At 66.1% G+C, this 26179-nt stretch carries 19 protein-coding genes; 15 read left to right on the plus strand and 4 right to left on the minus strand.

The genetic code is table 11. The annotated features are described in order from the left end of the window. The first annotated feature begins 77 nt into the window (after positions 1-77). Positions 78-2306 carry a S9 family peptidase gene (locus ACH0BU_RS02655; protein ID WP_500263698.1) on the plus strand — a complete coding sequence of 743 codons (2229 nt, stop codon included), beginning with the start codon at positions 78-80 and terminating at the stop codon, positions 2304-2306. 67 nt (positions 2307-2373) lie between these two features. Continuing rightward, a complete protein-coding gene (locus ACH0BU_RS02660; protein ID WP_046410238.1) occupies positions 2374-3402 on the plus strand; it encodes an aspartate-semialdehyde dehydrogenase in 1029 nt (342 codons plus the stop codon). A gap of 89 nt (positions 3403-3491) precedes the next feature. Here ACH0BU_RS02660 and ACH0BU_RS02665 read toward each other — a convergent pair whose 3' ends face one another. Genes ACH0BU_RS02665 through ACH0BU_RS02675 form a run of 3 tightly spaced genes read right to left on the minus strand, consistent with a single transcriptional unit; the run spans position 3492 to position 8092 of the window. Next, a complete protein-coding gene (locus ACH0BU_RS02665; protein ID WP_296219141.1) occupies positions 3492-5279 on the minus strand; it encodes an AMP-dependent synthetase/ligase in 1788 nt (595 codons plus the stop codon). A 39-nt stretch (positions 5280-5318) separates the two neighbouring features. Next, complete coding sequence (locus tag ACH0BU_RS02670) at positions 5319-7043, minus strand: gamma-glutamyltransferase family protein (RefSeq protein ID WP_500263699.1); 1725 nt, start codon at positions 7041-7043, stop codon at positions 5319-5321. Between the two features lie 32 nt (positions 7044-7075). Next, complete coding sequence (locus ACH0BU_RS02675) at positions 7076-8092, minus strand: quinone-dependent dihydroorotate dehydrogenase (RefSeq protein WP_500263700.1); 1017 nt, start codon at positions 8090-8092, stop codon at positions 7076-7078. Positions 8093-8247: 155 nt separating this feature from the next. Here ACH0BU_RS02675 and ACH0BU_RS02680 point away from each other — a divergent pair, with 155 nt between their 5' ends. The 13 genes from ACH0BU_RS02680 (at position 8248) to ACH0BU_RS02740 (ending at position 24948) form a co-directional block, all read left to right on the plus strand. Continuing rightward, on the plus strand, positions 8248-8709 hold the full coding sequence (locus ACH0BU_RS02680) for an SUF system Fe-S cluster assembly regulator (protein WP_350026460.1): 462 nt from the start codon (positions 8248-8250) through the stop codon (positions 8707-8709). A gap of 1 nt (position 8710) precedes the next feature. Then, the gene (sufB, locus tag ACH0BU_RS02685) at positions 8711-10174 is read left to right on the plus strand and encodes a Fe-S cluster assembly protein SufB (protein WP_350026459.1); all 1464 of its coding nucleotides are present in this window, start codon (positions 8711-8713) and stop codon (positions 10172-10174) included. A gap of 64 nt (positions 10175-10238) precedes the next feature. Further along, positions 10239-10982, plus strand: coding sequence for a Fe-S cluster assembly ATPase SufC (gene sufC, locus ACH0BU_RS02690; protein WP_350026458.1), 744 nt, complete (start codon positions 10239-10241; stop codon positions 10980-10982). Beyond that, positions 10979-12058 carry a SufD family Fe-S cluster assembly protein gene (locus ACH0BU_RS02695; protein WP_500263701.1) on the plus strand — a complete coding sequence of 360 codons (1080 nt, stop codon included), beginning with the start codon at positions 10979-10981 and terminating at the stop codon, positions 12056-12058. Before sufC ends, ACH0BU_RS02695 begins: the two co-directional genes overlap by 4 nt. Beyond that, positions 12055-13278 carry a SufS family cysteine desulfurase gene (locus ACH0BU_RS02700; protein ID WP_350026457.1) on the plus strand — a complete coding sequence of 408 codons (1224 nt, stop codon included), beginning with the start codon at positions 12055-12057 and terminating at the stop codon, positions 13276-13278. The genes ACH0BU_RS02695 and ACH0BU_RS02700 overlap by 4 nt, the downstream gene beginning before the upstream one ends. After that, on the plus strand, positions 13275-13745 hold the full coding sequence (locus ACH0BU_RS02705; protein WP_500263702.1) for an SUF system Fe-S cluster assembly protein: 471 nt from the start codon (positions 13275-13277) through the stop codon (positions 13743-13745). Before ACH0BU_RS02700 ends, ACH0BU_RS02705 begins: the two co-directional genes overlap by 4 nt. Continuing rightward, entirely contained in the window at positions 13745-14098 is a 354-nt protein-coding gene (locus ACH0BU_RS02710; RefSeq protein ID WP_046410255.1) for a HesB/IscA family protein, read from the plus strand. Before ACH0BU_RS02705 ends, ACH0BU_RS02710 begins: the two co-directional genes overlap by 1 nt. Positions 14099-14165: 67 nt before the next feature. Further along, positions 14166-16595 (plus strand): glycogen/starch/alpha-glucan phosphorylase, encoded by a 2430-nt coding sequence (locus tag ACH0BU_RS02715; protein WP_500263703.1) that lies wholly within the window; start codon positions 14166-14168, stop codon positions 16593-16595. Beyond that, on the plus strand, positions 16592-18745 hold the full coding sequence (glgB, locus tag ACH0BU_RS02720) for a 1,4-alpha-glucan branching protein GlgB (protein WP_046410259.1): 2154 nt from the start codon (positions 16592-16594) through the stop codon (positions 18743-18745). The genes ACH0BU_RS02715 and glgB overlap by 4 nt, the downstream gene beginning before the upstream one ends. A gap of 145 nt (positions 18746-18890) precedes the next feature. Beyond that, on the plus strand, positions 18891-20147 hold the full coding sequence (glgC, locus tag ACH0BU_RS02725; RefSeq protein ID WP_082103072.1) for a glucose-1-phosphate adenylyltransferase: 1257 nt from the start codon (positions 18891-18893) through the stop codon (positions 20145-20147). Positions 20148-20157: 10 nt separating this feature from the next. Then, the gene (gene glgA, locus ACH0BU_RS02730) at positions 20158-21591 is read left to right on the plus strand and encodes a glycogen synthase GlgA (RefSeq protein ID WP_046410262.1); all 1434 of its coding nucleotides are present in this window, start codon (positions 20158-20160) and stop codon (positions 21589-21591) included. After that, positions 21588-23207, plus strand: a complete 1620-nt coding sequence (locus tag ACH0BU_RS02735) for an alpha-D-glucose phosphate-specific phosphoglucomutase (RefSeq protein WP_500263704.1) — start codon at positions 21588-21590, stop codon at positions 23205-23207. Before glgA ends, ACH0BU_RS02735 begins: the two co-directional genes overlap by 4 nt. Positions 23208-23232: 25 nt before the next feature. Then, a complete protein-coding gene (locus ACH0BU_RS02740) occupies positions 23233-24948 on the plus strand; it encodes a glycogen debranching protein (protein WP_125944523.1) in 1716 nt (571 codons plus the stop codon). Positions 24949-24964: 16 nt separating this feature from the next. On the opposite strand, the gene ACH0BU_RS02745 is transcribed toward ACH0BU_RS02740, so the two are convergent. Further along, a complete protein-coding gene (locus ACH0BU_RS02745) occupies positions 24965-26089 on the minus strand; it encodes a zinc-binding dehydrogenase (protein ID WP_500263705.1) in 1125 nt (374 codons plus the stop codon). Positions 26090-26179 lie beyond the last annotated feature (90 nt).

Raw genomic sequence — 26179 nt, forward strand, 5'->3', positions numbered from 1 at the left:
CAGTGAGGGCGCTACGGACTTTGCGCTGCGCGGCGCGGGCGGCTAACCCGCTGGGAACAATCGAGCGGGAAGAATGAATGCGGATATGGATGGCGGCGGCCGGCGTGGGACTGGCGTTATATGCGGCGACCGCTGTGGGTGAGCCGGTGAAGAAGGGCATGCCGCTGACGTTGGAGCGAGTGTTTGCGAGCCCCGACCTGGGTGGCGGGCAACCGCAGGCGCTGCGCCTGTCGCCCGACGGTACGCTGCTGACGTCGGTGCGGCCGCGAGAGGATGAGCGAAACCGCTTCGACCTGTGGGCGATGGATACGCGCACGGGCCAGTGGCGGATGCTGGTCGATTCGAAGCGGATCGGCAGCGGCGCGGAATTGTCCGAGGCCGAGAAGATGCAGCGCGAGCGGGATCGCTCCAAGACGGGCAAGACCGGCATCCTCGATTACGACTGGGCGCCCGACGGGAAGTCGATCCTGGTGCCGGTGGATGGCGAGCTGTTCGTCGCGACGCTGGACGGCAACGTGCGCAAGCTGGACGGATCCAAGGGGGCGCTGAACCCAGTCGTGTCGCCGCGGGGCGGTTTCGTCAGCTTCGTGCGTGACCAGAACCTGTGGGTCGGGGACGCGAATGGTGTTGCGCGCGCCATCACCACCGAGGGCGGCGGCACGGTTCACTTCGGTGAGGCGGAGTTCGTCGCGCAGGAGGAGATGCATCGTCGGACCGGCTATTGGTGGTCGCCCGATGATCGACTGATCGCGGTCGAGCGGTTCGACGAGGCACCGGTGCGCGTCTTCACCCGCGCCTCGATCGGCGCGACGGGGACCAGCATCTACGAACAGCGTTATCCCGCGGCCGGCACGCCAAACGTGCTGGTGGATCTGTTCATCATGAAGCCTGATGGTTCGGGGCAGGTGAAGGTGGATCTGGGGCCGGACCGCGACATCTACCTGGCGCGGGTCGACTGGACGCCGGACGGGTCGGCGCTGCTGGTCCAGCGCCAGTCGCGTGACCAAAGGACGCTGGACATGCTGGTGGTCGATCCCGCGACCGGCAAGTCGCGCTTGATGTTCACCGAGCGGTCGGGCGAGAAGAGCTGGGTCAATCTGTCCGATGCCTACCGCCCGCTGAAGGACGGCAGCCTCATCTGGCGCTCGGAACGGGACGGCTTCGGCCATCTGTACCGCTGGAAGGATGGCAAGTGGACTCAGCTGACCTCCGGCGACTGGGTGGTCGATGCGCTGGTGGCTGTGGACGAGGCATCCGGTCGCCTTGTGTTCACCGGCAATCGCGACGGCGTGCTGGAACGGCATTTGTATTCGGTGAACATGACTGCGCCGGGTGCGATCATCCGGCTGACCGAGCCGGGCTGGACCCTGAGCGGCGCCACGGCCGACAGCACCGGCACGCGCTTCATCATCAGCCGCTCCAATCCCACGCAGCCGCGCCAGACGTATCTGGCGGACGCAAACGGCAAGCGGATCGCCTGGGTCAACGAGAATGCGGTGACGGGGGACCATCCCTACGCGCCCTATCTGCCGCTGCATCGTCCGACGCAGTTCGGCACGATCAAGGCCGATGACGGCACGACGCTGCATTGGCAGATGATCACCCCGGCGCTGGAAAAGGGGAAGCGCTATCCGGTCTTCTTCATGCATTACGGCGGACCGGGCAGCCAGGATGTCTCACGCGACTGGCCGGGCAACATGCCGCTGCGCCAGTTCCTGGTGCAGCAGGGCTGGATCGTGTTCCAGATCGACAATCGCGGCTCCGACAACCGCGGCAAGAAGTTCGAGGATGCGATCTGGCATGCGATGGGCAGCGTGGAGGTGGACGATCAGCTCGCCGGCGCGGCCTATCTGAAGACGCTGCCGTTTGTCGATCCGGCGAAGATCGCCATCTATGGCTGGTCCTACGGCGGCTATCTGACGCTGAAGATGATGCAGCAGCACCCTGGCGTGTTCGCGGCTGGCATTTCCGGTGCGCCGGTCACCGATTGGGCGTTGTATGACACGCATTATACCGAGCGCTATATGGGTGATCCGACGCGCGACGCGGCAGCCTATACCGCGGCGAGCGCCTTGCCTGACGCGACGCAGATCAGCGATCCGTTGCTGCTGATGCACGGCATGGCGGATGACAACGTCTTCCTCGACAACGCCACGGCGTTTGCGGCGAAGATGCAGGCGGCGAACCGCCCGTTCGAGATGATGCTGTATCCCGGCAAGGCGCATGGCGCGGCGCGGGAGATCCATCCCTGGACGACGATGCTCGACTTCCTTGATCGCCACGTGAAGAAAAGTGGCGTGAAGTAAAGCTTCGTTGGCACAATGTGTCGCGCGGGCGTAAGGCGCCCGCCAACGTGAATGAAGGACGGTTGTAATGGGTTACCGGGTGGTTGTTGCTGGGGCGACTGGCAATGTGGGACGAGAGATGGTCAACATCCTCGCCGACCGCGAGTTTCCGGCGGATGAGGTGGCGCTGCTGGCGTCATCGCGCTCCGTCGGCGAGCAGATCGAATTTGGCGACACCGGCAAGATGCTCAAGGTGCAGAACATCGAGCATTTCGATCCGACCGGCTGGGACATGGCGCTGTTCGCGATCGGCAGCGAGGCGACCAAGGTTTATGCCCCCAAATTCGCTGCGGCGGGCTGCACGGTGATCGACAATTCGTCGCTGTATCGGATGGACCCGGACGTGCCGTTAATCGTGCCGGAGGTGAACCCGGAGGCAATCGACGGCTATCGCGCGAAGAACATCATCGCCAACCCGAATTGCTCGACCGCGCAGATGGTCGTCGCGCTGAAGCCGCTGCACGATGCCGCGACGATCAAGCGCGTGGTGGTCGCGACCTACCAGTCGGTGTCGGGTGCGGGCAAGCAGGGCATGGACGAGCTGTTCGAGCAGAGCCGCAACATCTTCGTCGGGGACCAGGCGGAGCCCAAGAAGTTTACCAAGCAGATCGCCTTCAACGTCATTCCGCACATCGACAGCTTCCTCGAGGATGGCTCCACCAAGGAAGAGTGGAAGATGGTGGTCGAGACCAAGAAGATCATGGATCCGAAGATCAAGGTGACCGCCACCTGTGTGCGCGTGCCGGTGTTCGTCGGCCATTCGGAAGCGATCAACATCGAGTTCGAGAAGGAGCTGTCGGCCGAGGACGCGCAGCGCATCCTGCGCGAGGCGCCGGGCGTCATGCTCGTCGACAAGCGTGAGGACGGTGGATACGTCACCCCGATCGAATGCGTGGGTGAATATGCCACCTATATCAGCCGCGTGCGCGACGATTCCACGGTGGAAAATGGCCTCGCGCTGTGGTGCGTCAGCGACAACCTGCGCAAGGGCGCGGCGCTGAACGCGGTGCAGATCGCCGAGCTGCTCGGCCGGCGGCATTTGAAGAAGGCTGCCTGATCCGATTGGTTGCCCCGTTCCACGGGGCGGGGCGACCAATCAGCGCCCTGCTGCTCCGGCAGCCGGACAGCGGAGCGGCTCTTGCTTGATCAGCCCTTGTAAAGGGCGTCCAGCCGCTCGCCATAGACCTGACGCAGGATGTGGCGCCGGATCTTCAGGCTGGGCGTCAGCTGTTCGTTCTCGATGCTGAACGGCTCATCCGCGATGATGAAGCGCCGCACGCGTTCGATGACCGAAAGCTCCTTGTTGGTCCGCTCCACCGCTGCGCCGACGAGCGCGCGGAAGTCCGGATCCTTGGAGAGTGAGGGCAGGTTGCAACGCGTGTTGGTCGTCGCGCAGAATTCCTGCATCCATTCAGGATCTGGCACGATCACCGCCACCATGTGCGGCTTGCGATCGCCGGCGATCATCGCCTGCATGATCTCCGGCTGAAGGGTCAGCATCCCTTCGACCTTTTGCGGGGCGATATTGTCGCCCTTGTCGTTGATGATCAGGTCCTTCTTGCGGTCCGTGATCTTGATGCGCCCCGCTTCGTCGATGACGCCGATGTCACCGGTGTGCAGCCAGCCGTCCCGGAGCACCCGCTCGGTCTCGGTCGGGTTGCGCCAATAGCCGTGCATCACCAGTTCGCCGCGGACCAGGATCTCGCCGTCTTCGGCGATGCGCACTTCGGTATGGGGGAGGGGCGGGCCGACACTGTCGACCGTGACGCCCACCTTGGGCCGGTTGCAGGAGACGACCGGTCCTGCCTCCGTCTGGCCATAGCCTTGCAGGAAGGTGACGCCGAGCGACTGGAAGAAGATGCCGACCTCCGGCGTCAGGGGCGCGCCGCCCGAGACCATCGCCTTCATACGGCCGCCGAACTTGGCCGCAATGCGCGGCTTGAAGATGCGATCGACGATCAGCGCCGTCGGGCGATCGCGCAGCCGCAGGGTGCCCGCGGCGCGCCGCGCGCCGACCTCCAACGCAGCGTTCAGCAACCGCTGCGACATGCCGCCCTGCTTTTCGATGGCGCGGGTGATCCGGGCGCGCAGCACCTCGAACAATCGTGGCACGACGAACATGATCGTCGGGCTCACCTCCTCCATGTTGGCGGCAAGCTTCTCCAGGCTTTCGGCGTAATAGATCTGGCCGCCCATCGCGATCGGCAGCATCTGCCCGCCGGTATGCTCATAGGCGTGGCTGAGCGGCAGGAACGACAGGAACACCTCGTCGCCCCAGCCGAGATCCTCCGAGATGACATCAGCGCAACCGGCGATGTTGTGCAGGATCGCGCCGTGATGCTGCATCACGCCGCGCGGGGCGCCGCCGGTGCCCGAGGTGTAGATGATGCAGGCGGTGTCGGCGCGGGTGAAGTTCGCCTGCGCTGCGACGATGTCCGGATCCGCGCGATGCTCCTCGATCAGGTCCGCCCAGTGGCAACTGCGGACGCCCAGCGGGCGCGGGCGCAGATGGTCCAGCGCGATGACGGTTTCGACATGGGTGGTGCGCAGCACCGCCTTTAACAGGGTGTCGGCGAGCTTCTGGTTCGACACGATCACGGCGCGTGCGCCGGAATTCTCGATCACATGGGCATGATCGCGTTCGGTGTTGGTCGTGTAGGTGGGCACGGTGATGCAGCCGGCGGCCATGATGCCGAGATCGCTGATGCACCATTCCGGCCGGTTCTCGCTGACCAGCATCACGCGCTCACCCGGCTTCAAGCCTAGTGACCTGAGTGCGGTCGCAAGGCTGGCGACCTGTTCGGCCGCCTGCCTCCACGAGATCGCCTGCCAGCTGCCGCTGTGCTTTGCCCAGAGAAAGGGGGCGTCGCCTAGCTCGGCGGCGCGCGTGAAGAACATCGTGACGAGATTGGGGAAATGCTCAAGCTGGCGCATTGGGATCCTCTTCCTCGCCGTTCCTTACGCCCCCGCTAGCTATTCGCTAAGCGCATTGCCAACCCCGCGCGGATCGGCCGCGCCGACCCAGCCGGACGCCGTCCTTTCCGCGGCATTGGCTTTCAGCCCCAGGCGGGCGACCGACACCTTGTGGCCCTTAGCCTCCAGCGCCGGCTTCATCGGCGCGAGAATTGTGCCCTGTTCGAGCACGATGCCGTCATTGTTGAAGAAAACGAGGCCCAGGCCCAGCGCATCGCGCACCGGCAGTTTCCAGTCGAAATGCGCGATGATCGCCTTGGCGACCTGCATGATGATCGTCTTGCCGCCGGCGGCGCCGACGGTGAACACGGGCGCGCCGCTCTGGTCATAGACGATCGTCGGCGACATGGACGACAGCGGCCGCTTGCCGGGTTCCACGCGGTTGGCGACGGGTGCGCCGTCCTTTTCGGGCGCGAGACTGAAGTCGGTAAGCTCGTTGTTCAGAACGAAGCCGTTCGCCATCAGCTGACTGCCAAAAGGCATTTCGATCGTCGAGGTCATCGTCGCGACATCGCCCTTGCTGTCGACGGCGATGAAATGGGTCGTGCCATGTTCGTTGGGCTGGCTGCCCGGGGTCCGCGGCTGGGCACCCGGCGGCGTGCCCGGCTCGTAGCGGCCGAGCGCGCGCGCCGGCGAGATCAACCCGGAACGCTGTGCGATATAGCCTTTGTCGATCAGGCCAGCGACCGGCACGTCGACGAAGTCGGCGTCGCCGAGGTATTTCTCACGATCCGCATAGGCGAGCTGCATCGCCTCAGCGATCAGGTGCCAGGATTCGGGCGAATCCTTGCCCAGCTTCGCCAGATCGAAGCGTTCCAGCATGCCCAGGATCTGAAGCACCGTGGTGGCGCCCGACGAGGGTGGGCCCATGCCGCACACCTTGTAGCTGCGATAGGTGCCGCACACCGGGGCGCGTTCCTTTGCCTCATAGGCGGTAAGATCGGCGGCAGTCATGTCGCCGGGCGCGACCTTCGAGGTGGTCACCGCGGTCAGCAGCGCCTTGGCATTCTCGCCAGTGTAGAAGGCGTCGGGGCCTTCCGCCGCGATTTTTCGCAGCAGCTTGGCGAGCGTCGGATTCTTGATCGTCTCGCCCTCCGCTAGCGGCTTGCCGTTGCGCGAATACATGGCGGCGATCTGCGGGAAGCGGCCGGTTGAATCAGCGACGCCGGTGGAGGTGCCACCCTCCGGCCCGGCAACAGCGGTGCTGCCACCACTCCACATCGGCGTGAGATTGGTGCTGGCGGCAGCCATCGGGCGGGTCACGGTATAGCCGTTCTCGGCGAGCCGGATCGCCGGTGCGAACAGCGCCTTCCACGGTAGCTTGCCCCATTTCTTGCTGGCGAGCGCCGCCAGGCGAATGTTGCCGGGCACGCCCACGGACTTACCGCCCGGGAATGCCTGAACGAAGGGGATCGGCTTGCCGTCGGGGCCGAGGAACCGATCGGGCGTGGCGGCCATCGGCGCCTTTTCGCGTCCGTCGATCGTCTCCAGCGGGCCCTTGGCCGATTGGTGCAGCAGGAACCCACCGCCGCCGATACCGCTCGACTGCGGCTCAACGACGGTCAATGCGAGCATCATGGCGAGGGCAGCGTCAGAGGCCGAGCCACCGGCCCGCAGGATCTCCCTTCCGGCTTCGGTCGCACGGGGATCGGCGGAGGTCACCATCCCCTGAGCGAGCGCGGGAACGGGAGCGATCAGCGCAGCAAGCGCCAGCAGATTCTTCATGGCGTGCGACCCTATCGGCGGCGGCGGCCGCGTCAACCGGCGCCGACAGCCTCGGTTATCGAGCCATAGCCATCGCGCCGGAGCAGCGCGGCGAGGTCTTTGAGGATCCGCACCGGCAGGCCGGGACCGGCATAGACCATCGCGCTGTAGAGCTGCACGAGGCTCGCGCCGGCGCGGATGCGGGCATAGGCTTCGGCCCCGCTGCCGATGCCGCCGACGGCGATGAGCGGGATGGCGCCGCCGGTCGCCGTGCGGAACTCGGCGAGCTTCTGACGGGCGAGCGCGGCCAGTGGGGCACCCGACAGGCCGCCCGCCTCGGCGGCGTTCGGCGAGACCAGCGCGGGGCGGGAGATGGTGGTGTTGCCGATGATGAGCGCATCGAGCCGGTGGTCGATGACCGCGGCGGCAATGTCGTCGATTGCAGCATGGTCGAGATCAGGCGCGACCTTGAGGAAGAGGGGGCGAGTGCCGGCGGCGGCGCGGGTCGCGGCGAGGAGGTCGCGCAGCGCGCTGCCATGCTGGAGATCGCGCAGCCCGGGGGTGTTGGGCGAGCTGACGTTGATCGTGACATAATCCGCCACCTGCGCCGCGGCGGAGACGCCGGTGACATAATCGGCGATGCGATCGGCGGCGTCCTTGTTGGCGCCGACGTTGAGGCCGAGCACGCCAGCACGCTTTGCCGGCAAGCGCTTCAGCGCGGCATCGAGCCCGCCATTGTTGAACCCCATTCGGTTGATCACGGCCTCATCCTCCACCAGGCGGAAGAGGCGGGGCTTTGGGTTGCCGGGCTGGGGCAGAGGGGTGAGCGTGCCGACCTCCACCGCCCCGAAGCCGAGCGCGTGGAGCCCCGTCACCGCCTCGCCATCCTTGTCGACCCCGGCCGCGAGGCCGAGCGGGTTGGCGAAATCCAGCCCTGCCACGCGGGTCGCCAGCCTGTTATCGGATACGGATCGGCCGCCGGGCGCGCCCATCCGGCCCCACAGCGCGAGAGACCGTATGGTCAGGCGATGGGCGCGTTCGGCGTCGAGGGCGAACAGGGCGGGGCGCATCGGAAAGCTCATGGCCGGGCGGTGCCCCCGAACCACCCGCGAGATCAAGGGCGTGAATGCTCTTCGCGGGTGCAAAATCGTTGGTTGATTTCCGCGTCACGGAAGCCCATCTGGCAATCAGAACAATTTAGTCCGATTTGAGAACCGCTCGCAATATGCGCCTGTCCAGCCTTGCCGATTATGCCGTCGTCATGATGACGGCCGCGGCGCGCCATTGCGGCGGGCTGGCGCGCGTCAATGCGACCAGCCTTGCGCAGGAGACCGGCGTGCCGCTGCCCACGGCGCAGAAGCTGGTCAGCCGGCTCTCCTCTGCTGGACTGATTGAAAGCACGCGCGGCACGGGGGGCGGCTTCCGCCTGTCGCGGCCCCCGGCGACGATCACGCTTGCCGATGTCATCGAGGCGGTGGAGGGGCCGATCGCGCTCACCACCTGCGTCGACACTGGGCAGCATGATTGCGCGCTGGACGGCAGCTGCCGCGTGAAGCCGCACTGGGCGGTCGTGAACAATGCGGTGCGCGGCGCGCTTGCCGGCATCACGCTGACGCAACTCGCCGCCACCACGCCGCTCGTCCCCAGCGAGGGACGCGCCATGACCGATATGAAAGTGGACGCCTGACATGGCCACCAAGAACGCCGAGGCGCTAGCCGCGGTATCCAAGAAGTACGAATGGGGCTTCGCCACCGAGGTGGAGCAGGACTTCGCGCCCAAGGGGCTGAACGAGGACACCGTTCGCTATATCTCCGCCAAGAAGGGCGAGCCCGAATGGATGCTCGACTGGCGGCTGAAGGCGTTCCGCAAATGGCTGACGATGGAATCGCCGGACTGGGCGAAGCTCAACATCCCGCCGATCGACTATCAGGACGCTTATTATTACGCGGAGCCGAAGCAGAAGAAGACGATTGCGTCTTTGGACGAGCTCGATCCGGAAATCCGCCGCACCTATGAGAAGCTGGGCATCCCGATCGCCGAGCAGGAAGTGCTCGCCGGGGTCGAGGGCGCGCGCAAGGTCGCGGTCGACGCGGTGTTCGACAGCGTCTCTGTCGCGACGACGTTCCGTGAGGAGCTGAAGGCGGCGGGCGTTATCTTCCTGTCGATCAGCGAGGCGATCCGCGAATATCCCGATCTGGTGAAAAAGTGGCTCGGCAAGGTCGTGCCGCAGCATGACAATTACTTCGCGACGCTCAACAGCGCGGTCTTTTCCGACGGCACCTTCGTCTACATTCCGGAGGGCGTGCGTTGCCCGATGGAGCTCAGCACCTATTTCCGTATCAATGCCGAGAATACCGGCCAGTTCGAGCGCACGCTGATCGTCGCCGACAAGGGCGCCTACGTCTCGTATCTCGAGGGCTGCACCGCCCCGATGCGCGACGAGAACCAGCTTCACGCCGCGGTGGTCGAGCTGGTCGCGCTGGATGATGCCGAGATCAAATACTCGACCGTGCAGAACTGGTATCCGGGCGACGAAAATGGCCTTGGCGGCATCTACAATTTCGTCACCAAGCGCGCGCTGTGCCAGGGCAAGAACAGCAAGGTGAGCTGGACCCAGGTCGAGACCGGCAGCGCGGTCACCTGGAAGTATCCAAGCTGCGTCCTCGCGGGCGATGGCAGCGTGGGCGAGTTCTATTCCGTCGCGGTGACCAACAATCGCCAGCAGGCGGACACCGGCACCAAGATGATCCATCTGGGCAAGAACACCCGGTCGACCATCGTGTCGAAGGGGATCAGCGCCGGCCGGTCGGACAACACCTATCGCGGGCTGGTGCGCGTCGCACCGACCGCGGAGGGGGTGCGCAACTTCACGCAGTGTGACAGCCTGCTTCTGGGCGACCAGTGCGGGGCACATACGATCCCGTATATCGAGATTCGCAACCCGAGCGCGCAGATCGAGCATGAGGCAACCACCTCTAAGATCAGCGAAGACCAGATGTTCTATGCGATGTCGCGCGGCCTCGACAGCGAGGCGGCCGTGGCGCTGATCGTCAACGGCTTCGCCCGCGAAGTGCTTCAGCAGCTGCCGATGGAGTTTGCCGTCGAGGCGCAGAAGCTGCTCGGCATCAGCCTTGAGGGCTCGGTCGGATGATCGGCGCTTCCGTCACTCACCTTTTCGGGTCGGCCGCTCCGACCGGCTTCATTTCGGAATGACCATGCTTAAAATCGAAAACCTTCACGCCGAGATCGACGGCAAGCCGATCCTCAAGGGCCTCAGCCTCTCCGTGAATGCGGGTGAAATCCACGCGATCATGGGGCCGAACGGCGCGGGCAAGTCGACGCTTGGCTACGTGCTCGGCGGGCGTCCCGGCTATGAAGTGACCGAAGGCACCGTCACCTTTGATGGCGTCGACCTGCTTGAGCTGGAGCCGCATGAGCGCGCCGCGGCGGGGCTGTTCCTCGGCTTCCAATATCCGGTCGAAATCCCGGGCGTGTCGAACGTCCAGTTCCTGCGCGAGAGCCTGAACGCGCAGCGCGCCGTCCGTGGTGAGAAGCCGCTGTCGGGCGGCGAGTTCCTGAAGCTGGCGCGGGCGCAGGCCGATGCGCTCGGCCTCGACCAGGAGATGCTGAAGCGCCCGGTCAACGTCGGCTTCTCGGGCGGCGAGAAGAAGCGCAACGAGATGGTGCAGATGGGCATCATCGATCCCAAGTTCGCGATCCTCGACGAGACCGACAGCGGCCTCGACATCGACGCGCTGCGCATCGTGGGCGACGGCATCAACCGCATCATGCGCAAGCCCGAAAAAGCCGTGCTGCTCATCACCCACTATCAGCGCCTGCTGGATTACGTGAAGCCGGACTTCGTCCATGTCCTCGCCGATGGCCGCATCACCCGCTCGGGCGGCGCGGAGCTTGCGCACCAGCTCGAGCGTGAGGGCTACGCGGAGGTCGCGGCGTGAGCGACGCCGTGCTTGATCTGCCCTCGGCGCGAGAGGAGGCCTGGCGCTGGGCCGATCTCGGCGGGCTGGCGGCGGCAGCGGCGATGGCGCCGATCGCGGCGCCCGCGGCCGACTTCCTCGACCTTCCCGGCGCGAAGCTGCTGTTCGTCGACGGTGTGCTCGATGAGGGGCGCAGCGACCTTCATCACGTGACGATCGGCGCGCTTGGTGCGGACGATCACCCGCTCGGCCGCCGCGCTGGCGGCACCGGTTGGTCGCTCCACCTTGATGCGCAGGCGGCTGCCGATCCGGTGCAGATCGTTCATGTCGCCACCGGGCGGCAGAACCATGTGCCGGCGGAGATCATCCTTGCCGACGATGCCGCGGCCGAGGTGGTGGAGACGTTCGTCGGTGCCGGCTGGCAGAACCGCTTTACCCGCACGCGGCTGGGCAAGGGTGCGCGGCTGATGCGCTCGGTGCGGTTGCTCCAGCCCGCCGGGTTTGTGTCGCTGCGCGAGGCGGCGGAGGTTGGTGAGGCGGCGAGCCTCGTCACCGTGTTTCTCGGCGCTGGCGGGCAGGGCAGCCGGATCGACGCGCAGCTGACCATGGCGGGCGACGGCGCCTTCGCCGAATATGGCGGCGCGCTGCTGACGTCTGCTGACCAGAAGCAGGAATGTGCCGTGCGTGTGAACCATGCGCACCCGAACGGCTCCTCGCGCCAGGTGTGGCGCGCCGTGGCGGCGCATCGCTCGCAGGTCAGCCTGGCGGCGGCGGTCGAAGTGGCGCGTCATGCGCAGAAGACCGACGGCGAGCAGAGCCTGCGCGGCCTGCTGCTCGATCGTACCGCAACGGTAAACCTGAAGCCCGAGCTGGAGATCTTTGCCGACGATGTGAAGTGCGCGCATGGCGCCACGGTGGGCGAACTCGATGCGCGCGCGCTGTTCTACATGCAGAGCCGCGGCATTCCGCGGGCGCGTGCGGAGGCGATCCTGACGCGAGCGTTCGTGGCCGATGCGCTGGAGCGGATCGGCGACGAGACGGTGCGCGCGGCGTTCGAGGCGGATGCCGATGCGTGGCTCGAGGCGGCGCTTCAGTGACCCGGGCGGACACCATCCTCGACGCTGCCCGTCCGCTCGACGTGCTGGCCGACTTTCCGGCGGTCCCCGCGGGCTGGGCGTATCTCGATACGGCCGCGACGGCGCAGAAGCCGCGGCCGGTGATTGATGCGATCACGCGCGGCTATGACACGACCTATGCGACGGTTCACCGCGGCGTGTACCAGCGGTCGGCGGACATGACGCTGGCCTATGAGGCGGCGCGGCGGCGCGTGGCGGCCTTCATCGGCGGCGCGGAAGAGGAAGTGGTGTTCGTTCGCGGCGCGACGGAGGCGATCAACCTCGTCGCGCAATGCTGGGCCGGGACACAGTTGAAGGCGGGCGATCGCATCCTGCTGTCGGCGCTGGAGCATCATTCCAACATCGTGCCGTGGCAGATGGTGGCCGAGCGGGTCGGTGCGGCGATCGACGTGGTGCCGCTGACCGCGGACCATCGCATCGACCTCGACGCGATGGCGGCGATGCTGACGCCGGCGCACAAGCTGGTCGCGCTGGGCCATGTGTCGAATGTGCTGGGATCGGTGCTGGATGCGAAGCGTGCCGCGGCGCTGGCGCATGGTGTTGGCGCGAAGATCCTGATCGACGGGTGCCAGGCGGTGCCGCGGCTGCCGGTCGACGTCGCTGAGCTCGATTGCGATTTCTACGTCTTCTCGGCGCACAAGCTGTACGGGCCGACCGGGCTTGGCGTGTTGTGGGGCAGGGCGGAGCTGCTCGACGCGATGCCGCCTTATCAGGGGGGCGGGTCGATGATCGACCGCGTGACCTTCGCGAAGACGACCTATGCCCCGCCGCCGACGCGGTTCGAGGCGGGGACGCCGCATATCGTGGGTGTGCTGGGGCTTCATGCCGCGATCGATTATGTCGAGAGCATCGGGCTTGACCGCATCCATGCGCATGAGACCGCTTTGGTGCGCCAGACGCGCGAGGCGCTGTCGGCGATCAACTCCGTGCGCCTGTTCGGGCCGGAGGACAGCGCCGGGATCGTCTCCTTCGCGATCGAGGGGGTGCATCCGCATGACATCGGCACCATCTTGGACGAGGCGAAGGTCGCGATCCGCGCCGGCCATCATTGTGCACAGCCGCTGATGGAGACGCTGGGCGTCGAGGCGACCGCCCGGGCCAGCTTCGGTGTCTACAACGGCCCGGCCGACGTCGAGGCGCTGGCCAGGGGCATAGAAAGAGTAACGAGGATTTTCGGATGAGCGAGCCGATCCGGATCGAGGAAGTGGAAGCCGAGACGAAGCCGCCCCGCGCGCGCGTCGAGGATGCGGTGGAAACGCCGGTGGAGATGGGTGGTCGCCAGCGCGACTATCTCGACGGGTTCCTTGCGCAAAAGCCGCAGGATGACGCGGGACATGAGCCGGGCGGCGCATTGTATGAGGCGATCATCGATGCGCTGAAGGAGATCTACGATCCCGAGATCCCGGTGAACATTTATGAGCTGGGCCTGATCTATAATGTCGAGGTGACCGATGGCGGGCATGCCGTGGTCACCATGACGCTGACGACACCGCATTGCCCGGTCGCCGAATCGATGCCGGCCGAGGTGGAGCTGCGCGTCGGATCGGTGCCGGGCGTGTCGATCGTCGACGTGAACCTCGTCTGGGATCCGCCGTGGGACCCGGCCAAGATGTCCGACGAGGCGCGGCTCGAACTGGGGATGTTGTGATGGCGACGGCTGTTCGTGAGCGCCCCGCGGCGCTGATCCTGACCGACACGGCGAAGGCGCGGGTCGCCTCGCTGATGGCCAAGGCGCCGGAGGGAGCGATCGGCGTGAAGCTGTCGACACCGCGGCGCGGCTGTTCCGGCCTTGCCTATTCGGTTGATTATGTGACTGAAGCCAAGCCGTTCGACGAGAAGATCGAGACGCCCGGCGGCACGCTGTATGTCGATGGCGGATCGATCCTGTATCTCATCGGATCGACGATGGACTGGGTCGAGGACGATTTCACCGCGGGCTTCGTGTTCAACAACCCCAATGCGAAGGGCGCCTGCGGGTGCGGCGAGAGCTTCACCGTCTGATGTGAGACAAGCTGCACTGCAGCATGGCGCGTGACTCTACGCGCGCCGGCGCTAAGCTTCGTGGTTGATGACCGACGCCGCAGCTTCGCCCGCCGTTGACCGTTCGCCGCTGGCGAACCGGATCGTCGACACGCTGATCCATCGCATCGGCAAGGATGAGCGCGCCGCGCGCAAGCACGACTGGCTGGACGCCACCATCCTGACGCTGCGCGACGAGATCATCGACAAATGGATGGAATCGACCCGCGCGGCGCACGCGAGCGGCGCCAAGCGGGTCTATTACCTTAGCCTTGAGTTCCTGATCGGGCGGCTGCTGCGCGACGCGCTGTCCAACCTTGGCCGCAATGCCGAGGTGAAGGCGGCGCTCGCGTCGCTGGGCGTGGACTTGGACGAGATCGAGGAGATCGAGCCGGACGCTGCGCTGGGCAATGGTGGGCTCGGGCGGCTGGCGGCGTGCTTCATGGAGAGCATGGCGACGCTGGAGCTGTCCGCTTATGGCTATGGCATCCGATATGTGAACGGCATGTTCCGCCAGCGCATCGACGATGGCTGGCAGGTCGAGCTTCCCGAAACCTGGCTGACCCATGGCAATCCCTGGGAGTTCGAGCGGCGCGAGAGCGCCTATTTCATCGGCTTCGGCGGCGAGGTAACCAGCAATGCCGCCGGGCGTGTCGACTGGAACCCGGCGGAAGCGGTGGAGGCGGTCGCCTTCGATACGCCGGTGGTCGGCTGGCGCGGCAAGAGGGTGAACACGCTGCGGCTGTGGAGCGCGCGCGCCTTCGATCCCATCCGGCTGGACGCGTTCAACGCCGGCGATCATGCCGGGGCGCTTGCCGGGCAGGTGCGGGCAGAGGCGCTGGTGCGGGTCCTCTACCCGTCGGACGCCAGTGCCGCCGGCCAGGAATTGCGGCTGCGGCAGGAGTATTTCTTCTCCTCCGCCTCGATCCAGGACGTCGTCCGCCGGCACATGCAATATTTCGGGGACATTCGCCTGCTGCCGGAGAAGGCGGCGATCCAGCTCAACGACACGCACCCGGCGATCTCGGTCGCCGAACTGATGCGCTTGTTGCTCGACCATCACGAACTCGATTTTGACGAGGCGTGGGATATCGCCCGGCGGACGTTCGGCTACACCAACCACACCCTGCTGCCCGAGGCGCTGGAAAGCTGGCCCCTGCCGCTGTTCGAGCGGCTGCTGCCGCGGCACATGCAGATCGTCTATGCGATCAATGCGCAGGTGCTGCGCGAGGCGGCGCGAAGCGGGGCGGCTGACGGCGGGGCGATCGCCGCGATCAGCCTTATCGACGAGAATGGCGAGCGGCGCATCCGGATGGCCAACCTCGCCTTTGTCGGCAGCCACAGCGTCAATGGCGTCGCCGCGCTGCACACCGAGCTGATGAAGCAGACGGTGTTCGCCGACCTGCACCGCCTGTACCCGGACCGGATCAACAACAAGACCAACGGCATCACGCCGCGCCGCTGGCTGATGGAGTGCAACCCGCGCCTGACGTCCCTGATCCGCGATGCGATCGGACCGGCGTTCTGCGACGATGCCGAGCAACTCAAGTTATTAGAATCTTTTGCGAACGACGCCTCGTTTCGGGAGCGTTTTGGTGAAGTGAAGCGTTCCAACAAGGTGGATCTGTCGAATTATCTCAGGGAAGATCAGGGGCTGCGGGTTGACCCCGATGCGCTGTTCGACGTCCAGGTCAAACGGATCCACGAATATAAGCGGCAGTTGCTGAACATCATCGAGACGGTGGCGCTGTACGACCAGATCCGCAGCCATCCGGAGCGCGACTGGGTGCCGCGGGTGAAGTTGTTCGGCGGCAAGGCGGCGTCGAGCTATCACAACGCCAAGCTGATCATCAAACTGGCCAATGACGTCGCCAAGCGGATCAACAGCGATCCCGCCGTGGGCGGGCTGCTGAAGGTCGGCTTCATCCCCAATTACAATGTCAGCCTGGCGGAGCGGATCATTCCCGCCGCCGACCTGTCGGAACAGATCTCCACCGCCGGGATGGAAGCGTCGGGGACGGGGAACATGAAATTCGCGCTCAACGGTGCCATCACGATCGGCACGCTGGACGGCGCCAATATCGAGATCAAGGACCGGGTGGGCGATGACAATATCGTCATCTTCGGCCTGACGGCCGACGAGGTCGCCGAAACGCGACGCGCGGGCTATTCGCCGCGGTCTATCATCGAGAACAGCCGGGAGCTGTCGCAGGCGATCAACGCGATCGCCTCCGGCGTGTTCTCGCCCGACGATCCTGGCCGATACCGCGACCTGATGAGCGGCCTCTACGACCATGACTGGTTCATGGTGGCGGCCGATTTCGACGCCTATGCGGCGGCTCAGCGCACGGTGGATGCCCGCTGGCGCGACCGCGGCGGATGGCAGGCGTCGGCGATCCGCAACGTGGCGAATGTCGGCTGGTTTTCGTCCGATCGGACGATCGGCGAATATGCGCGCGACATCTGGAACGTGATGTGAAGCCGCCGCCCAGCGCGATCGCCGCCTTGCTCGCTGGGCGTCACGATGACCCTTTCTCGCTATTGGGCGTCTATGCCGGCCCGACCGGGACCTTTGCCCGCGCGCTGATCCCAGGGGCCGAGCGGGTCGAGGCGCAGACGCTGTCGGGGACGGCGCTCGGCGCGCTGGTTCGTGTCGATGAGCGCGGGCTGTTCGAGGGCGTGATCGCCGGCGAGCCGCAGCCGCTGCGGTATCATGCGCAGGGCGGGGGCGCCGAATGGTGGGTGACCGACCCTTATACCTTTGGCCCCGTGCTGGGTCCCGTCGACGATTTGCTGATCGCGCAGGGGACGCATTTCCGCCTGCACGACAAGATGGGCGCGCATCTGATTGAGCATGAAGGTGCATCGGGCGTGCATTTCGCCGTCTGGGCGCCCAATGCGCAGCGTGTCTCCGTGGTCGGCGACTTCAACGACTGGGACGGCAAGCGCCATGTCATGCGGCGGCGCGCGGACGTCGGCGTGTGGGAGATATTCATCCCCGACATCGCCGAGGGGCGGCATTACAAGTTCGAGATCGTCGGCCCGGATGGGCAGTTGCAGCCGCTGAAGGCCGACCCCTACGCCTTTCGCACGGAATTGCGCCCCGGCACCGCATCGATCACCGCGACCCCGCTGACCCATGAATGGGGCGACGCGGACCATGTCGCGCATTGGGCGCAGGTCGATCCGCGCCGCGTGCCGATCAGCATCTACGAGGTGCATGCCGGGTCGTGGGACCGGGACGAGAATGGCTGGTTCCTGACCTGGGACGCGCTGGCAGACCGGCTGATCCCCTATGTCGTCGACATGGGGTTCACCCACATCGAGTTCATGCCGATTTCCGAACATCCCTATGATCCGTCTTGGGGATATCAGACGACGGGCCTGTATGCGCCGTCGGCGCGGTTCGGCGACGTCGAGGGGTTTGCCCGGTTCGTCGATGGCGCCCATCGCGCGGGGCTGGGCGTGTTGCTGGACTGGGTGCCGGCGCATTTTCCGATGGACGCGTTCGGCCTGATCCATTTCGACGGCACCGCGCTGTACGAGCATGAGGATCCGCGGCTGGGCTTCCACCCCGACTGGAACACGGCGATCTACAATTTCGGCCGGCGCGAGGTGTCGGCCTTCCTCGTCAACAATGCGCTGTTCTGGGCCGAGCGGTTTCACGTCGACGGGCTGCGCGTCGATGCCGTCGCGTCCATGCTGTACCGCGATTACAGCCGGCAGCCGGGCGAGTGGATCCCCAATGCCGAAGGGGGCCGGGAAAATTGGGAGGCGGCGTCCTTCCTCCAGTCGATGAACCGCGCGGTCTATGGCGCGCATCCGGGCATCTTCACGGTGGCGGAGGAATCGACCGCCTGGCCGGGCGTGACTCACCCCGCGCATGACGGCGGGCTGGGGTTCGGATTCAAGTGGAACATGGGCTTCATGCACGACACGCTGAAGTACATGGCGCGCGAGCCGATCCACCGGCAGCACCATCATCACGACATCACCTTTGGCCTGGTTTACGCGTTCAGCGAGAATTACGTCCTGGCGCTCAGCCATGACGAGGTGGTGCACGGCAAGGGTTCGCTGCTGGCGAAGATGAGCGGCGATGATTGGCAGCAATTTGCCAACCTGCGCGCCATGTATGCGCTGATGTGGGGATATCCGGGCAAGAAGCTGCTGTTCATGGGGCAGGAGTTCGCCCAGCGGCGCGAGTGGAGCGAGGCGCGGGCGCTGGACTGGGACCTGCTGCACTCGACTGCGCATGAGGGCGTGCGCAAGCTGATCCGCGATCTGAACCGGGTCTATCGCGAAAAGCCGGCGCTTCATGCGCGGGACTGCGAGCCGGAAGGGTTCGAGTGGCTGGTTGCCGATGACGCGGCCAATTCGGTATTCGTCTGGCTGCGCAAGGCACCGGGCGCGGCGCCAATTGCGGTGATCTGCAACATGACGCCGGTCGCGCGCGCGCCCTATCGTATTCCATTGCCGCATGATGGCCGCTGGCGCGAGATCCTGAACTCCGATTCCAGTTTCTACTGGGGATCGGGCCTCGGCAACATGGGCGGAGTAGAGGTGCGCGACGGCGCGGCAATGGTCACGCTGCCGCCGCTGGCGACGATCATGCTCGAGTTTGAAGGATAGCGTTTTGCTCTCGGGTGGAGGCAGTGCGGGGGCGTCTATCCCCGGCCTTCGAGAGACCAGGGGAGGGCCTGTTCCCCTGGCATCATGACTGAGGGAGACAGGCCCTCCCGAAACGTACCCCGCCGCGTGGGGCAAGGAAGGCACGATGGACCACAGAAGAGGACAGCCGCTGGCCCGAGACGCGATGGCCTATGTGCTTGCCGGGGGGCGCGGCAGCCGCCTTCACGAAATGACCGATACGCGGGCCAAGCCGGCGGTCTATTTCGGGGGCAAGAGCCGGATCATCGATTTCGCGCTGTCGAACGCGATCAATTCGGGCATCCGCCGGATCGGCGTCGCGACCCAGTACAAGGCGCATTCGCTGATCCGTCACCTGCAGCGGGGCTGGAACTTCCTGCGGCCCGAGCGCAACGAGAGCTTCGACATCCTGCCCGCCTCGCAGCGCATCAGCGAGTTCCAATGGTATGAAGGCACGGCCGATGCCGTGTTCCAGAACATCGACATCATCGAGAGCTACGATCCCGAATATATGGTGATCCTGGCGGGTGATCACATCTACAAGATGGATTACGAGCTGATGCTGCAGCAGCATTGCGATTCAGGCGCGGACGTCACGGTCGCCTGTCTCGAAGTGCCGCGGATGGAGGCGGTCGGCTTTGGCGTGATGCATGTCGACGAGAGCGGCCGGATCCTCGACTTCATTGAGAAGCCCGCCGATCCGCCGGCGATGCCGGGCAAGCCGGACGTCGCGCTGGCGTCGATGGGCATTTATGTCTTTCGGACCGCGCTGCTGATCGACCAGCTACGCCGGGATGCCGCGACGCCGGATTCGAAGCGCGATTTCGGGCGCGACATCGTCCCCTGGCTGGTCAAGAACGGCAAGGCGGTGGCGCATCAGTTCACCGATTCCTGCGTCCGGTCATCCAACGAGGCATCGGCCTATTGGCGCGATGTGGGGACGGTGGACGCGTACTGGGAAGCGAACATCGACCTTACCGATGTGGTGCCCGCGCTCGACCTTTATGATCGGACCTGGCCGATTTCGACCTATTCGGAACTGACGCCGCCGGCCAAGTTCGTACATGACGTCGACGGCCGGCGCGGTTCGGCGGTCGCGAGCCTCGTGTCGGGAGATTGCATCGTTTCGGGTTCCTCGATCTACCGTTCGCTGCTGTCGACGGGAACGCGGACGCACAGCTTCGCGATGCTCGATGAGGCGGTGGTGCTGCCGTTCGTGAAGATCGGCCGCGGCGCGCGGCTGCGCAAGGTGGTGATCGATCGCGGCGTCGAGATCCCCGACGGACTGGTGGTCGGCGATGATCCGGTGCTGGACGCCAAGCGTTTTCGCCGCACCGACAATGGCGTCTGCCTGATCACGAAGCCGATGATCGACCGACTGTGAGCGACGCTGCGTGAAGATATTGTCGGTTGCTTCGGAGGCGTATCCGCTGGTCAAGACCGGGGGGCTCGCCGACGTCGTCGGTGCGCTGCCGGCGGCGCTGAGCGAACATGGCGTGCAGGTCACCACGTTGCTGCCGGGCTATCCCGCCGTGATGAAGGCGGCGGGGGGACGAGCGGTGTATCGCTGGCGCGACCTGATGGGCGGGGGCGAGGCGCGGTTGCTGCGCGGGGAGATTGCGGGCCATCCCCTGCTGGTCCTGGAGGCGCCCGGCCTGTTTGCGCGGAAGGGCGGGCTGTATGCCGCTGCCGCTGGCGGGGACTGGCCGGACAATTGGCAGCGCTTTGCCGCGTTCGGGCAGGCGGCGGCGCAGGTCGCCACCGGCGGGGTTCGGGGGCTGCGCTTCGATCTGCTGCATGCGCATGACTGGCAGGGCGGGATGGCCCCAGTGTATCTGCGATATGCCCAGGCGGCGGTGAAATCGGTGCTGACCGTCCACAACATCGCGTTTCAGGGGCAGTTCGGGGCGGAGGTGTTCCCGCGCCTGGGGCTGCCGCCCGAGGCGTGGTCGATCGACGGGGTCGAATATTATGGCGGGGTCGGCTTCCTGAAGGGCGGACTGGCGGCGGCGACGGCGATCACGACCGTCAGCCCGACTTATGCCCGCGAGATCCTGCGGCCCGAATTCGGCATGGGGCTGGAGGGGCTGATCGCCGGCCGGTCCGCCGAGCTGACCGGGATCGTCAACGGTATCGATCCCGCGGTGTGGAACCCGCGCAGCGATGCGGCGCTGTGCGCGCGTTACGACGAGGCTGATCTCGCGCGGCGCGTGCAGAACAAGCGGGCGATCGAGCAGCAGTTCGGGCTGGACGAGGCGGAGGGGCCGCTGTTCACAGTCGTCACCCGGCTGACGTGGCAGAAGGGCATGGACGTGCTGGCCGGTGCGCTCGACTCGCTGGTCGATATGGGCGGGCGGCTGGCCTTGCTTGGGTCGGGCGACGAGGGGCTGGAGCAGGCGTTCCTTCGCGCCGCGGCACGCCACCCGGGGCGGATCGGCGTGCGGATTGGCTATGACGAAGCTCTGTCGCACCTGCTGCAGGGCGGCGCCGACGCGATCATCATCCCGTCGCGCTTCGAGCCTTGCGGGCTGACGCAATTATATGGCCTCGCCTATGGCTGCGTTCCGATCGTGGCGCGGGTCGGCGGGCTGGCCGATACGGTGATCGATGCCAATCCGGCCGCGCTCGGCGCCGGGGTGGCGACCGGCATACAGTTCGACGACGTCACGCATGAAGGGCTGACCTACGCCTTGCGCAAGGCGGTCAGCCTCTACGGCCAGCCGGCGCGGTGGCGGCGGATGCAGCAGCGCGGCATGGCCGCCGATTTTTCGTGGAAGACCAGCGGCGCGGCCTATGCGGCGCTTTACCGGAGCCTAGTGAGCGCATGATCGAGACGGTTTCCACCACCCCTTATGGCGACCAGAAGCCCGGCACATCCGGACTGCGCAAGAAGGTGAAGATATTCCAGCAGCCGCATTATGCCGAGAATTTCATCCAGTCGGTGTTCGACGTGGTCGAGGGGCGCGAGGGCGCGACGCTGATCATCGGGGGCGACGGCCGTTACCTAAACCGCGAGGTGATCGACAAGGCGATCCGCATGGCGGCGGCGAACGGATTTGGCCGCGTCATCGTGGGGCGGGGCGGTATCCTGTCGACGCCGGCCGCGTCTCACCTGATCCGCAGCCGTGAGGCGATCGGAGGGCTGATCCTGTCGGCGAGCCACAATCCGGGCGGGCCGAACGAGGATTTCGGGATCAAGTACAATGTCGCCAATGGCGGTCCTGCGCCCGAGAAGGTGACCGACGCGATCCTGGAACGCACCCGGGCGATCGACAGCTACCGCATTGCCGACGCGGAGGCGGTCGACATCGACGCGATAGGAGAGATCGAGATTGCCGGCATGACGGTCGAGGTGGTCGATCCCGTCGCGGCTTATGCCGACCTGATGCAGTCATTGTTCGATTTCACCGCAATCCGCGGTGCTGGCCTGACCATGGCCTTCGACGCAATGAGCGCGGTGACTGGGCCTTATGCGACCGAGATCCTGGAGCGCCGACTGGGGTTCGAACAGGGCACCGTGCGCAACGGCACGCCGCTCGAGGATTTCGGCGGCCATCATCCGGATCCCAATCTGGTCCATGCGCGCACATTATATGATCTGATGATGAGTGCAGATGCGCCCGATTTCGGCGCCGCTTCCGATGGTGATGGTGATCGCAATCTCATCATTGGCCGCGACATCTTCATCACGCCGTCGGACAGCCTCGCCATGCTGGCGGCCAATGCGCACCTTGCCCCGGCCTATGCGGATGGGCTGAGGGGGATCGCGCGATCCATGCCGACCAGTGCGGCCGCCGATCGGGTTGCGGCCGCGCTGAACATCCCGCTCTTCGAGACGCCGACGGGGTGGAAGTTCTTCGGCAACCTGCTGGATGCCGGCATGGTGACGATCTGCGGTGAGGAAAGCGCCGGCACCGGGTCCGATCACGTGCGCGAGAAGGATGGGCTGTGGGCGGTTTTGCTGTGGCTGAATATCCTGGCGGCCACCGGCAAGTCGGTGAAGCAGATCGCCGAGGAGCATTGGGCGCGGTTCGGCCGCAACTATTACGCGCGGCATGATTATGAAGGCGTCGACAGCGCGGCAGCCGAGGCATTGGTGGACGGACTGCGTGACCGCCTCGCGGACCTTCCGGGGCAGGAGGTCGCGGGCCTGCGGATCGAAGCGGCGGACGAGTTCGCCTATGTGGACCCGACCGATGGATCGATCAGCCGCCAGCAGGGGCTGCGTGTCCTCTTCGAGGGCGGCAGCCGCGTTGTCTTCCGCCTGTCGGGGACCGGAACCAGCGGTGCCACGCTTCGCGTCTATCTGGAACGCTATGAGCCGGTCGGCGGGCGGCTGAATCAGGATACCGGCGAGATGCTGGCCGATATCGCGCGTGCGGCGGATGAGATCGCCGGCATTACCCGGCACACCGGCCGCGCGCGGCCCAATGTGATTACCTGACCCGGCGGCGCGGGTGAGCCAAGCCATGCCGGAGAAGACGCCGCACTGTTTCCGCGTGCGATCGCCGGCCGCCGGGGCCGTGTGGCTGTGCCTGTTCGACGCGGCGGGTGCGGAAACCCGCTACCCGATGGAGCGGGACGGGGAGACATGGGTGCTCGACCTGCCCGTGCCGGTTGGCACCCGCTACGGCTATCGTGCCGACGGGGCGCCGCCGTTCGATGCGGCCAAGCTGCTGGTCGACCCGCGCGCGACCGAGCTTGACCGACCGTTCGTCCATGATCCCCGGCTTGGCGAGCGGGGCGTCGATACGGCGGCGCTCGTGCCCAAGGCGATCGTCGCGGCGGTGCTGCCGCCGCTGGCGCCCGCGCCGCCGGTCTTCCGTCCCGGGCAGCTGATCTACGAGATCAACGTCCGCGCCTTCACCATGCGTCATCCGGACGTGCCGGCGGGGCAGCGCGGCACGGTGGGGGCGCTGACGCATCCGGCGGTGCTGGCGCATCTGCGCAAGCTGCGCGTCGGGGCAGTCGAGCTGATGCCGATCGTCGCGTGGATTGACGAACGGCATCTGCCGCCGCTCGCGCTGAGCAACGCCTGGGGGTATAATCCGGTCGTGCCGATGGCGCTTGACCCGCGGCTATGCCCCGGCGGGATGGCGGAGCTGCGCCGCACGGTCGCGGTTCTGCGCGCCAATGGGATCGGGACGATCCTGGACCTTGTGTTCAATCACACCGGGGAGAGCGACGTTGAGGGAGCGACCCTGTCGCTGCGCGGGCTGGACGATCGTTGTTACGCGCGTGCGCCCGACGGCACGCTGATCAACGATGCCGGTACCGGCAACACGCTCGATTTTGGATACCCGCCGGTGCGCGACCTGACGCTCGACACGCTGCGCCATTTCGTGGCCGGCGCCGGTATCGACGGATTTCGCTTCGATCTGGCGCCGGTGATGGCCAGGTCGCCGGAATTTGACCCCCACGCGCCGATATTTGCCGCGATCGCCGACGATCCGCTGCTGGCCGATCGGATCATGATCGCCGAGCCCTGGGATGTCGGGCCTGGCGGATATCAGCTGGGCCGGTTTCCCGAGCGGTGGCTGGAGTGGAACGACCGCTTTCGCGACGATGTGCGGCGGTTCTGGCGCGGCGATGGTGGTGCCGGCGCGCTCGCCACGCGGCTTGCGGGATCAACCGATATCTTTGGCCACCATGCCACGCGCAGCGTCAATTTTGTCGCCGCGCATGACGGCTTCACGCTGCGAGACGCCGTGAGTTTCGTCCAGCGGGACAATCACGCCAATGGCGAGGATAATCAGGACGGTCACCGCGATGAGGTGAGCTGGGATGCGGGAAGCGACGAGGGCCGGCGGCGGGATGCGAAGGCGCTGCTCGCCACGCTGTTTGCGGCGCGCGGGACGATCATGCTGACCGCGGGCGACGAATTCGGGCGGACGCAGGGCGGTAACAACAACGCCTATGCGCAGGATAATCACATCGTCTGGCTCGACTGGTCGGCGCGAGACGGCGAGCTGGAGGACTATGTCGCGCAGCTAGCCGAATGGCGTGCCGCGCACCCCGAACTGGCCGATCCCGCAATCCGGCATGATCTGCGCTGGCAGCGACTGGATGGCGGGGCGATGGCGCCGGCGGACTGGGACGATGCGGCAGGGTTCGTGATGACGCTGCCGGAAGGGGCGGGCATCCGGATCGACCGTGATGCCCGCGCCGTTCATTACACCGGCTAAGCGCCGGCGGGCCTGATCAGGCCTGCGGCGTGACGAGATACTTCTCGCCCGTCGCGCGCTTGCCGTAGGCAGCGATGTTCGCCGGGTCGAGCACACCGGCAAGCGGGATACGCTGCGTATATTTGCTGGCGAAGGTGGTCTTCAGCTCGCGTGAGACGCGTTCGCGAAGTGCCTTTGCCTCGGTCGCGCCCACATCCTCGAGGAAATAGGTCAGCAACCAGCCGCCCATGCGCCAGCGCATGCCGAAGCCGCGGTTGAACTCGGTCGGCGCCGACGACAGGCCGCCATAGAGGTACACCTGCTTCATCTGGCGCGAGCCATAAGGGCCGTCGGCGCGCTGGGTGCGGAGCGCAGCCTGCTCCATCGCGGCGAGGATCTGGCCGGCGAGCTTCCCGCCGCCAACGGCGTCGAACGCGAGGAACGCGTTGGTCGCGGCGATGGCGTCGATCAGCTTGGGCATGAAATCGTCGGCCGTCATGTCGACGACATGCTCCGCGCCAAGATCGCGCAGCAGCTTGGCCTGCGTCTCGCTGCGCACGATGTTCACCAGCGGAACGCCATCCGCCTTGCACAATTTGACCAGCATCTGACCTAGGTTCGACGCGGCGGCGGTGTGGACGAGGCCCTGATAGCCTTCGCGCTTCATCGTGCCGACCATGCCGAGCGCGGTGAGCGGGTTGACGTAGGAGGAGGCGGCCTCCTCGGCGGTGGTCCCTTCCGGCACGGTCATGCAGTCGGCAGCGCGCACCTTGCGGTACTCGGCATAGAAGCCGCCGCCGGCGAGCGCGACGGTCTTGCCGATCAATGCCTGCGCGTCGGCCGAGCTGCCGGCCGCGACAACGACGCCGGCGCCCTCGTTACCGACGGGCAGGTCAATGCCCTTGCGGGCCGACAACGCACGCTGCACCGGCGGGGAGAGCGGGGCGACCGCCGCGTCGCCATCCCGGCTGAACGCATCGCCCTCGGTCAGGGCGAGCAACACGCCGAGATCGGACGGGTTGATCGGAGATGCTTCAACGCGGATGACCACTTCATCGTCACCAGGCGTCGGCATCGGGATGCTTTGCAGCGACAGGCGAATCTGGCCCTCGGGCGTGACGGTCGAAACCAGCCGGCGATACGTTTCAGGCAGATCAGTCATCCAACTTCCTCTCGTTTGCCGAACAGCTGTGCGCAACTAAGCCGTGCGTGTCGAGGGTTGTTGGGAAAAGGAAGGGCTGGCCGGGGAGAG

This window comes from Sphingomonas olei (assembly GCF_045369765.1).
Lineage (GTDB): Bacteria > Pseudomonadota > Alphaproteobacteria > Sphingomonadales > Sphingomonadaceae > Sphingomonas > Sphingomonas panaciterrae.